This is a genomic window from Micromonospora sp. NPDC005553 (genome assembly GCF_042871765.1).
Lineage (GTDB): Bacteria > Actinomycetota > Actinomycetes > Mycobacteriales > Micromonosporaceae > Micromonospora.
In genome coordinates, this window is the sequence record NZ_JBIAJD010000008.1 from 232,669 (window position 1) to 240,216 (window position 7,548).

Sequence of the window (7,548 nt, forward strand, 5' to 3'; positions counted from 1 at the left end):
GGCTTCCTCAGGGGTTCCGGTGGGATTCGTACCGCAGCCACCGTGCGGCGAACTCGATCTGGGTGCCGGGCCGGATCACGACCGGCTCGCCGGCGGGCACCCGCCGGGTGTCGGCGTCCGCTGCCTCGCGCAGCATGGTGCCGTTGGCAGAGCCTAGGTCCACCACCGCCACCTGCCAGCCGCGCAGCTGGATCCGCAACTGCAGGCGGGAGACTCCGGAGATCTCGCCGGTGAGCCGGACCTGCCGCGCCCGCCGGGCCCGGACGTCCGGATGCTGCTCCGGACGGCGCCCGACGACATAGTCCGTGTCCAGCCGGAAGGTGACCCCATCGTCGGTGATCAGCACGCCGAGTGGCGGCCGCGGCGCCAGCCGGGTGGCGAGCGTCTGCTGATGCATGGCGATGCCGCAGCGTTGGCAGTAGCGCAGCCCGGGGTCGTTGAAGTGGCCGTTCCGGCAGTCCACGCCCTCGACCATCGCCGGCAGCACGACCGTCGGCTCACCGGCCGTCGTCGCGACCACCTCGGTGGCGCCGGCGACGAGCAGCACCGCGGTGAACGGCACGGCCGGGTCCGGCTTCCGGCCGCTCACCCGAGCCGCCCGCCGAAGAAGCGCCAGCGCAGGAACGGCACCCGCATCGGGCCGTTGGCGACCAGCCAGACCGCCAGCCAGACCGCCAAGAAGTGCAGCAGGAACGCACCGAGCGGAGGTGGCCCGGCGAGCCCCGGCAGCGCGTGGTGGTCGAGCAGCAGCCAGATCAGCGCCGCCTCGGGCACCGCCGTGCCCAGACCGAACAGCAGCGGCCAGTCCTTCTCCCAGCGGAACTGCATGAGCAGGTGGTAGACCAGCTCCCAGCCGACGCCGAGGACGGCGACGGCGACCAGCACCCCGAAGGTGTCCCGGTAGCCGACACCGGAGGGCAGCAGCGGGGTCACGATCGCGGTCACGAGTGAGCCGACGACCGCCAGGAGCACGAGCCGGGTCTGGATCCGTCCGGCGAGGGTGGGCACCATCGTCTCAGCCCTTCTGACCGGCAGGCCGGCCACGCATCCACCGCACCCACTCCATGGTGGAGCGCACCGGCCCGAGGCGGGCGCCGAAGCCTCGACGCGCCAGGTCGTCGGCGATCTCCTGGGCTGCGATCTGCAACCCCAGGAAGGTGTCCACGCCGGGGAAGTAGCCGCCGAGGGTAGCCGTGCCCGAGGCGTAGAGGGCACCGTCGCCGCTCGCTGTCCCGCGTACCTCGAAGTGCCGCTCCACGTCGAGGCGGCCGACCGGGTTGCGGCCGGCGCCGCCATGTTCGAGCAGGTCCGCGATGACTCGGTGCTCGGCGATGTCGGCCTCCAAGCCGGTGCAGTCGATGACGTAGTCCGCGAGCAGCGTCCTCGTGCCGGCGTCGCCGGTGACCCGGCTGGCGATCCGGCCGTCGGCGGTCGGTTCCACCTGGTCGACCGTGCCCTGCCAGGTGCGGTACCAGCCGCCCTTCCGGCCGGCGCGCATCTGTTCCTGCCAGCGGCGGCGCCTCGGCGTGTTGGTGCCGCCCATCGCGGCGTACGCGGCGGCCCGGTCCGCGCCCTCGAGGCGGCGCATCCGGGCCTTGAGCTGGCCGCCCCACACCGACTTGGGATAGTTGAACCCCTGGTACGCCCATCCGTCGCCGCCCCGGCGGCGCAGCCACGGGTGCGGCCCGTGCGCGCCGCTGACATAGGTGCGGAACAGGTGCTCGATCTCGGTACCCAGACCGTGCCGTTCCCGGTCGTCCATCAGGCGCTGCAGCACCCGGGACGCGACGATGCCGCCGCCCCGGACCAGCACGGTGCCCGGCCGGTTCTTGAGCACCTCGTACACGTGCTCGTGCGGCTCGTAGGCGTTGACCACGTGCTCGAAATCCTGGTGGGTCTCGCGGAACTGCTGCAGGTCCGGCAGGAAACGCAGGCCGGGATAGCCGACCGCGAGGTGCACGAATCGGGACCGGTAGGCAACCCGCCGGGTCGACGAGCTGCCGGCCGGCGGAGTGAGGATGGTGAAGTAGCCGCCCCCGGCACGCCGCCGGACCATCCGCACCACGCCGTCGACCAGCATGTCCCGGTATCCGATCCGCTCCGCCTCCCGCTCCAGGCCGGCGAACACCTGCCCGGCCCGGGGCGTCCAGTAGTCGCTGAACAGCGGCTCACCCAGCACGTGCAGCAGCGGCCGAAGGCTGCGCTCCTGCCAGGCCTCCGCCACCGCGTACGACGGGAAGCCCCAGATGTTGTCGGGCCGGGAGGACGAGTCGGAGCGGATCCGCTCGTGGCGCGGAATCTGCGACACCCGGGTCAGATATTCGTACGTCTGCCAGGGATGGTCGATGTTGGACAGCACCCGGATCCGGTCGGCAGCCACTCCGGCGATGCGGAGGTAGTCCACAGTGACGAAGGAGCCAATCCCGCCGCCGACCGTCACGAACGGGACATCCACCACCGGTATGCCGGCGCCGGCCAGCATCTCATCGGCCCACACGTCGCTGGCCAGCAGTTCGGAGTTGAGATCTCCGGCCGCCTCATGTTGTTCCACCAGACCGCTCCCCGTTCGCGCGGCACGCCCCGCCCGTGCCACGTCGGAGAGTTTCTAGCACGGCGGCCGACGCCCCGCTGCCCCACGAATCCGGGAACGGACCCCACCGCATTCGCCCTGCTGGTCGGGGCGATCCGTCGAGGCACCCGGCTGGCCGTGGCGATGGACGCCCGCGGATTCGACGCCGGCACACCCCGTACCGTCGCCCGGCGGCCGTACTTCACCCGCGCCGACGCCCTCCTCATCGCCGGGGCGTTCGTGCTGGCCGGAGCCGCCCTGACCACAAGCATCCTCCTAGGCGCCTTCCGCCCCCTGATCAGCTGAGTCCCGCCGCTGGCCCGCCGCTGGGCCCCCGCTGGGCCAAGATCCACACAACATCAGAGATAGCGGCCTCGCTCGCCATGGAGGCCACTACATCCCTGATGTTGCTGTCACCATCCCGCGCCCAGCGCCCAGCGCCCAGCGCCCAGCGCCCCCGCCCTCGCCCTCGCCCGCCTACGCCGATCTTGCGACTTCTGTCGTTGGTTCATCCCGATATGCCGTTTATACGCGGACAGAAATTGCAAGATCGCGGGGGGCAGCGGGGCCGGGCGGGGTGGGGCGCGGCGGGGCCGGGCGGCCCGAGGCGGGCGGGGCCGGGCGGCCCGAGGCGGGCGGGGCCGGGCGGCCCGAGGCGGGCGGGACGGGCGGCCCGAGGCGGGCGGGACGGGCGGGGCGGGGTGGGCGGGACGGGCGCGGCCGGGTGGGCGGGACGGGCGGGGCGGGGTGGGCGGCTCGATCAGCTGCGGCGGAAGGCGTAGCGGCGGGCCTGGCCGGCCTGCTGGCTGCGGCCGCCGCCGGAGCGGTTGCCGCCACCCTGCGGTGGCCCTGCTGTCGGTGCCTTCGGTCGTGCGGCTGGCTTGGGCAGATCTCCCACCGTCGGCGCGTCGACCGCTGCCGGCACATCGACCGGCGGCGCCACCTCGCCCAGGCCAGATGCCGGCTCCACCAGCACCGCCGGCAGGGCCGGCTCGGCCGGCAGGGCCGGTTCCACCAGCACCGCCGGCAGGGCCGGTTCGACCGTGAGGTCCAGGTCGGGGCGGGTGGGTGGAAACGGGCCGTTGCCGGCCGCCGGGTCGACGCCGAGCGGCGTCGCTCTCGGGGTACGGGTCTTCTTCGGGTTACGCCTGGCAGGCATCCGGGCCTCCTTCAAGGCCGACCGGCACGGCCGGTCCCGCGCTGCGGCGGTCGGTCGGATCGGCTGGTGACCGCCGTTGCGCGGCGGTCGATTGGGGAAGGGACTGCTCACCGGGCCAGGCAGGGCCATCGCCACCGAACGGCGGGGAGGGAATGCGGGACGCCCGGGAGCGCACGGACCGCGACGCGGGACGGCGGGCCGGCTCGGAAGTGGGGCGTCAGTTACGCATGTTCGTACCGTAGCCACCGCCCGACCGACGCGCATCCGTTTTTACTGGCACGATCGGCAGATGCTGATCGCGTTCTCGATCACCCCGCTCGGCGGTGACGACTCCGTGGGTGACCTGGTCGCCGAGGCGGTGCGGGTGGTCCGTGCGTCCGGCCTGCCCAACCGGACCGATGCCATATTCACCACCATCGAGGGCGAGTGGGACGAGGTGATGGCGGTGGTGAAGCAGGCTGTCGACGTGGTCGCCGCGCGGGCGCCCCGGGTGAGTGTGGTGCTCAAGGCCGATGTCCGACCTGGGGTCACCGACGCGCTGACCGGGAAGATCGCCCGAATCGAAGCCCGTCTCGCCGAAGGCTGACGTGCGCGGCGCGGAATGACGACACGTTTCCCTGCGCGGGGCTCACCGACCAGCGCCGATGGCCCGAGCCGCCAGGGGCAACGTCCGCATCACGTGCAGTAACGGGACGTCGATCACTGGTCCGTATCGGCTCACATCACGGTAAGTTTCCAAGCGCTGATAGTGGTGTGACGAGAGGTGGCGGCACGAATGGCTGATCAGGCGAGGGCACAAATCGGTGTGACCGGGCTGGCGGTGATGGGTCGCAACGTGGCCCGCAACCTGGCCCGCAACGGCTTCACGGTGGCAGTCCACAACCGCTCGCCGGAGCGCACCCGCAGCCTGGTTGCCGAGCACGGCGACGAGGGCACGTTCCTGCCCGGCGAGACGATGGCCGATTTCGTGGCGTCACTGGAACGACCCCGCGCGGTCATCGTGATGGTGAAGGCCGGCGCGCCCACCGACGCGGTGATCGACGAGTTGGTGCCGCTGCTCGACGAGGGCGACATCATCGTCGACTGTGGCAACGCCCACTTCGCCGACACCCGTCGCCGCGAGGAGGCGCTGCGGGCCCAGGGGCTGCACTTCAGCGGCACCGGTGTCTCCGGCGGCGAGGAGGGCGCGCTGCGCGGGCCGAGCATCATGCCGGGCGGCTCCGCCGAGTCGTACGCGAAGCTCGGGCCGATGTTCGAGAAGATCGCCGCCCAGGTGGACGGCGTGCCGTGCTGCACGCACGTCGGGCCGGACGGCGCCGGGCACTTCGTCAAGATGGTGCACAACGGCATCGAGTACGCCGACATGCAGCTCATCGCCGAGGCGTACGACCTGCTCCGGGCCGGCCTGGACGCGACGCCCGCTGAGATCGCGGAAATCTTCCGGGAGTGGAACAACGGCGAGCTTGAGTCGTTCCTCATCGAGATCACCGCCGACGTGCTCGCGCACACCGACGCGGCGACCGGCAGGTCGTTCGTGGACATCGTGCAGGACCGGGCCGAGCAGAAGGGCACCGGTCGGTGGACCGTGCAGAGCGCCCTGGACCTGGGCATCCCGATCACCGGGATCGCCGAGGCAACCTTCGCCCGTTCGCTCTCCGGGCACGTCGACCAGCGCGAGGCGGCCCGCCGGGCGTTCCCCGACGCGGGTGAGAAGTGGCAGGTGACCGACCGGGAGACGTTCGTCGAGGACGTCCGCCGGGCACTGCTCGCCTCCAAGATCGTCGCGTACGCGCAGGGCTTCGACCACATCCGCGCGGGCAGCCAGGAGTACAACTGGGACATCGACCTTGGCGGCACCGCGACGATCTGGCGGGGCGGCTGCATCATCCGGGCCCGCTTCCTCAACCGGATCCGTGAGGCGTACGACGAGCAGCCCGACCTGCCGACGCTGCTGGTGGCGCCGTACTTCGCCGAGGCGGTCAGCGCTGGCGTGCCGAGCTGGCGGCGGGTGGTGGCCGATGCGACCCGGGCCGGTGTGCCAACGCCCGCGTTCTCGTCGTCGCTGGCGTACTTCGACGCGTTGCGCGCGGAGCGGCTGCCCGCGGCGCTGATCCAGGGTCTGCGGGACAACTTCGGCGCACACACCTACCAGCGGGTGGACCGCGAGGGCTCGTTCCACACCACCTGGGCCGCCGACCGCACCGAGTCGCCGGCGTAGCCGGCGCGAAGCCCGGTTCGCGGCGCCCTGCGCCCTGCGCCCTGCGCCCTGCAAGATCGTGCTTGATCCAGGATGTAGTGGCCTCCCTCTCCGTGGAGGCCACTACATCCATGTTCAAGCGTGATCTAGGGAGACGGCAGGTGCGAACCGGTAGCGGTCAGGCGACCGTTGCGTGCATCTCCCAGACAAGGATCTCGGCCGGTTCGTCGGCGGTCACCCGCCGGCCACCGGTCATGGTGAGCCGGGCGGCGTCGCCGCTGCCGAGCGGACCACTGCCCTCCAGGGTCACCGTGCCGTTGGGCACGTAGAGGTGCACGTAGGGCGCGTCCGGGATGGTCACCTCGTCGCCGGGGGCGAGACGGGCGGCGTGCAGGGTCGCGTACCGGTTGCGGATCCGGATCGCGGACGCGCCGTCGTAGCGGTCCATCCCGGACGCGATCGGCACCAGGCCCCCGCGGAGCAGCTCGTCCTCGATCTCGAACTGCTCATAGCCGGGGTCTACGCCCTGCTCGTCGGGGAGCACCCACATCTGCACGAAGTGCACCGGGTCGGTGTGCGGCTCCTGGTTGTTGAGCCGCCAGGCGTCGTTCTTCTCCGAGTGCAGGATGCCGGTGCCGGCGCTCATCCGCTGGGCCAGACCCGGGTAGATCACCCCGGAGTGCCCGGTGGAGTCCTGGTGCACCAGGGAACCGCGCAGCACCCAGGTCACGATCTCCATGTCCTGGTGCGGGTGGGTCTCGAAGCCGGCGCCCGGTCGGACCACGTCGTCGTTGTTGACCAGCAGCAGGCCGTGGTGGGTGTTGGCCGGGTCGTAGTGCCGGGAGAACGAGAAGGAGTGCTTGGAGTCCAGCCAGGAGATCCGGGTGGCGAATCGATCATCGGCACGACGGATGTCGACGGCGGGCGCTGGCGCGGTCACCAGGCACGCTGCCCGGCGTCGGGGGTCGACGGCGCCCAGGTCAGGGCCGGATCGCCGCTGGCCAGTTCGGCGATCTCACCGGTGCGTAGCTGGGGAGTGTGGCCGAACTCGGCACAGTGCTGCTCGGCGATCTCGGCACAGATCTCGGCTACCTGCTCGCAGATCGGGTCGCCCAGGTCGGCGGCGTTCAACGCCATGATCATCTTGAAGCGGAGATCCCGCATCTGGCCCCCAACCGCTGTCGTCCCACCACCTCCGGACCCTACCCGCCACCCTTGCGCAGGACCCCGAAACGAGCGCACCCACCCCAACCCACCACCGCGCACCCCGCCCCCGATCGAGAGCTGGCCCAGACCGGGCGGCTCACCCCAACCACACGGCCCCACCCTGCCCCGCGAGCGCGGACCGGCCCGGCGATCCCCACGGCGGTTGCGCCCCACCCCAGCCCTGCGCCCCACCCTGACCGTTGCGGCCCACCCGACCGTTGCGCCCCACCCGACCGTTGCGCCCACCCTGCCCGCCCCCGCCCCACCCCCGCCCGGACCCGCCCGGCCCGGCCCTGCCCGGCCCGGCCCGGCCCGGCCGCATGGGGCTGTCTCGCTAAGGGTGTTTCCGGCGATCTTGGTTAGTAGGTTTCAGCGGGTGGGAAGCGGTCGCTGAAGGTGATGGCGAAGGCGTTCAAC

At 71.9% G+C, this 7,548-nt stretch carries 8 protein-coding genes and 1 pseudogene; 3 read left to right on the forward strand and 6 right to left on the reverse strand.

Annotated elements, in window-relative coordinates:
* Positions 1 to 7: 7 nt before the first annotated feature.
* From ACFYPG_RS29690 to ACFYPG_RS29700, 3 genes are read right to left on the reverse strand one after another with little or no spacing between them, the layout of a single operon-like run.
* On the reverse strand, positions 8 to 589 hold the full coding sequence (locus ACFYPG_RS29690) for an FHA domain-containing protein (protein ID WP_355009263.1): 582 nt from the start codon (positions 587 to 589) through the stop codon (positions 8 to 10).
* The gene (locus ACFYPG_RS29695; protein ID WP_355009264.1) at positions 586 to 1,011 is read right to left on the reverse strand and encodes a hypothetical protein; all 426 of its coding nucleotides are present in this window, start codon (positions 1,009 to 1,011) and stop codon (positions 586 to 588) included. Before ACFYPG_RS29695 ends, ACFYPG_RS29690 begins: the two co-directional genes overlap by 4 nt.
* A gap of 4 nt (positions 1,012 to 1,015) precedes the next feature.
* Positions 1,016 to 2,551, reverse strand: coding sequence for a hypothetical protein (locus ACFYPG_RS29700; RefSeq protein WP_387354559.1), 1,536 nt, complete (start codon positions 2,549 to 2,551; stop codon positions 1,016 to 1,018).
* A gap of 105 nt (positions 2,552 to 2,656) precedes the next feature.
* Here ACFYPG_RS29700 and ACFYPG_RS29705 point away from each other — a divergent pair.
* A pseudogene (locus tag ACFYPG_RS29705) lies at positions 2,657 to 2,875 on the forward strand (energy-coupling factor transporter transmembrane protein EcfT); the annotation flags it as partial.
* A gap of 454 nt (positions 2,876 to 3,329) precedes the next feature.
* On the opposite strand, the gene ACFYPG_RS29710 reads toward ACFYPG_RS29705, so the two are convergent.
* A complete protein-coding gene (locus ACFYPG_RS29710; protein ID WP_387354560.1) occupies positions 3,330 to 3,728 on the reverse strand; it encodes a hypothetical protein in 399 nt (132 codons plus the stop codon).
* 289 nt (positions 3,729 to 4,017) lie between these two features.
* On the opposite strand from ACFYPG_RS29710, the gene ACFYPG_RS29715 reads away from it, so the two are divergent.
* Both ACFYPG_RS29715 and gndA read left to right on the forward strand, forming a co-directional pair.
* Entirely contained in the window at positions 4,018 to 4,314 is a 297-nt protein-coding gene (locus ACFYPG_RS29715; RefSeq protein WP_387354561.1) for an MTH1187 family thiamine-binding protein, read from the forward strand.
* Positions 4,315 to 4,503: 189 nt separating this feature from the next.
* Positions 4,504 to 5,946, forward strand: coding sequence for an NADP-dependent phosphogluconate dehydrogenase (gndA, locus tag ACFYPG_RS29720; RefSeq protein ID WP_355009268.1), 1,443 nt, complete (start codon positions 4,504 to 4,506; stop codon positions 5,944 to 5,946).
* 157 nt (positions 5,947 to 6,103) lie between these two features.
* Here gndA and ACFYPG_RS29725 read toward each other — a convergent pair whose 3' ends face one another.
* Both ACFYPG_RS29725 and ACFYPG_RS29730 read right to left on the reverse strand, forming a co-directional pair.
* Positions 6,104 to 6,865 carry a pirin family protein gene (locus tag ACFYPG_RS29725; protein ID WP_387354562.1) on the reverse strand — a complete coding sequence of 254 codons (762 nt, stop codon included), beginning with the start codon at positions 6,863 to 6,865 and terminating at the stop codon, positions 6,104 to 6,106.
* Positions 6,862 to 7,089 carry a thioredoxin reductase gene (locus ACFYPG_RS29730; protein ID WP_355009269.1) on the reverse strand — a complete coding sequence of 76 codons (228 nt, stop codon included), beginning with the start codon at positions 7,087 to 7,089 and terminating at the stop codon, positions 6,862 to 6,864. The genes ACFYPG_RS29725 and ACFYPG_RS29730 overlap by 4 nt, the downstream gene beginning before the upstream one ends.
* Positions 7,090 to 7,548 lie beyond the last annotated feature (459 nt).